The following is a 1554-nucleotide window of genomic DNA, read 5'->3' on the forward strand; positions in this document are numbered from 1 at the left end:
GCCGACCCCGCCGCCCGAGGCGCCCGAGTCGGCCACCGAACTCCGTTAGGCGGCGACCTTCGCGATCTCGATGCCGACGCGGTACTCGATCTGGCTGAGCTCGACTCTGGCCGGCCCCGGTAGGGCCGGCGCCGTGGACCGGTGAACCGCCCCGGTCGGGGTGGTGAATTCGGCTGTGTGACAGCCCTTGTCATCGCAGACCGCAGTCACCGTCCAGCCGGGGGCTTCCTTGGCGTAATTGCACCGTTCGCACTCACCGAGCCCGTTGACCGCCGAGGTCGGTCCGCTCCGATGATGCGCGGTGGCGTGATCGTGATGCCGGATCGGCGCATCGCAGTACGGCGTGCGACACGTGTCATCACGCACGTCGATGAACCGCGCCAACCCCTTCGGAAACAACCGCGCCCGTGACTCCATCGCCACCAACCCGCCACTGCGCGGATGCTTGTAGAGCCGCCGCAACGTCGCCCGCGAATCCTTCTCACCCACCGCCGAACCGACCAACCGCCGCGCCACCGCCGCGGGCACCGGCCCATACCCCGGCACCCGTGCCGGAGTCTGGTCGCCACCGAGCAGGGCCTCGTCGGTGATGACGAGCTCGACCGCCACCGGCACCGGCACCTCGGCGGGCCGCCCGGTGACGCGTTCGACCAAGGTATCGGCCATGATTTGGCCGCGCCCGCGGCCGTCGCCGCAGGTGTCGGCCTCCCGTTTGAGTGCGGCATAGACGGCCACCCCTTGGGCCATTGGGAGCAGGGCGGTGACGTAGGCCATGTTGTCGGGGGCGGGTCGGCTGGTGACGGTGCGCTCGTTCTCGGCGCGTACGGCCCGCTCGACGACGGCGTGCGGGTCGAGTTCGTAGGCGATGGCCTTGGCGTCGGCTTCGAGTCGCTTGTCGCCCTTGCCCTCCAACGTGCTCTGATCCGCGCACATCCTGGCGTCCAGGGTGCGGCGGTCTTCGACGTCCAGGCATGCCGACTCCCGCACCAGCACCGTGGCCCGCCATTCGGAGAGCAATCCCGCCTTCAGTGCGGCCAGGGTGTGGGGCATCTCGTGGACCAGAGCCCTGGCGAACCCGAGGTGTCTACCTCCTCGGTTGGGTGAGTCGCGGCGGGCCAGGGCGATCTCGCTGGCGAGGCCCTTGCCGCGTTTGGCCGCTCGCACGCCTTCGGAGGCCTCGCGAGCGCGGCGCTTGATGTCGAGTTCAGCGGTCAGTATCGCCTGCTCGGCAGCGGCCGCCGACTTCTCGCGTTCGAGCTCCGCGATGCGCTCGACCAGCACCGCCTCCATGGCGAGCGGATCGATCGTCGCCGTCGTATCGAACATGCGTTCGACTCTACGTCGGGTGTATGACAAGCCCATGCCTCAACCGCTGCCCCAGGGCCTGCTCGATCTTCTGCGTCGCCCCAGCCCGTGTTTCATCGCCACCCTGATGCCGGATGGATCTCCGCAGCTGACCCAAACCTGGGTCACCACCGACGGAGAGAACGTCGTGGTCAACATCGTCGGCGGCCATCAGAAGGCCAGAAACGTCGCCCGCGACGCCCGCGTAGC

2 protein-coding genes are annotated in these 1554 nt (G+C 69.0%); one reads left to right on the forward strand and one right to left on the reverse strand.

Annotated elements, in window-relative coordinates; all coding sequences use genetic code 11:
* Positions 1-45: 45 nt before the first annotated feature.
* Complete coding sequence (locus tag ACRDUX_RS16455; RefSeq protein WP_526415084.1) at positions 46-1326, reverse strand: DUF222 domain-containing protein; 1281 nt, start codon at positions 1324-1326, stop codon at positions 46-48.
* A 34-nt stretch (positions 1327-1360) separates the two neighbouring features.
* Between ACRDUX_RS16455 and ACRDUX_RS16460 the strand changes: the two genes are divergently transcribed.
* Positions 1361-1554, forward strand: a 194-nt coding sequence (locus ACRDUX_RS16460) for a pyridoxamine 5'-phosphate oxidase family protein (protein ID WP_526415085.1), incomplete at its 3' end; no start/stop codon positions are given.

This window comes from Mycobacterium sp. (assembly GCF_050701675.1).
Lineage (GTDB): Bacteria > Actinomycetota > Actinomycetes > Mycobacteriales > Mycobacteriaceae > Mycobacterium.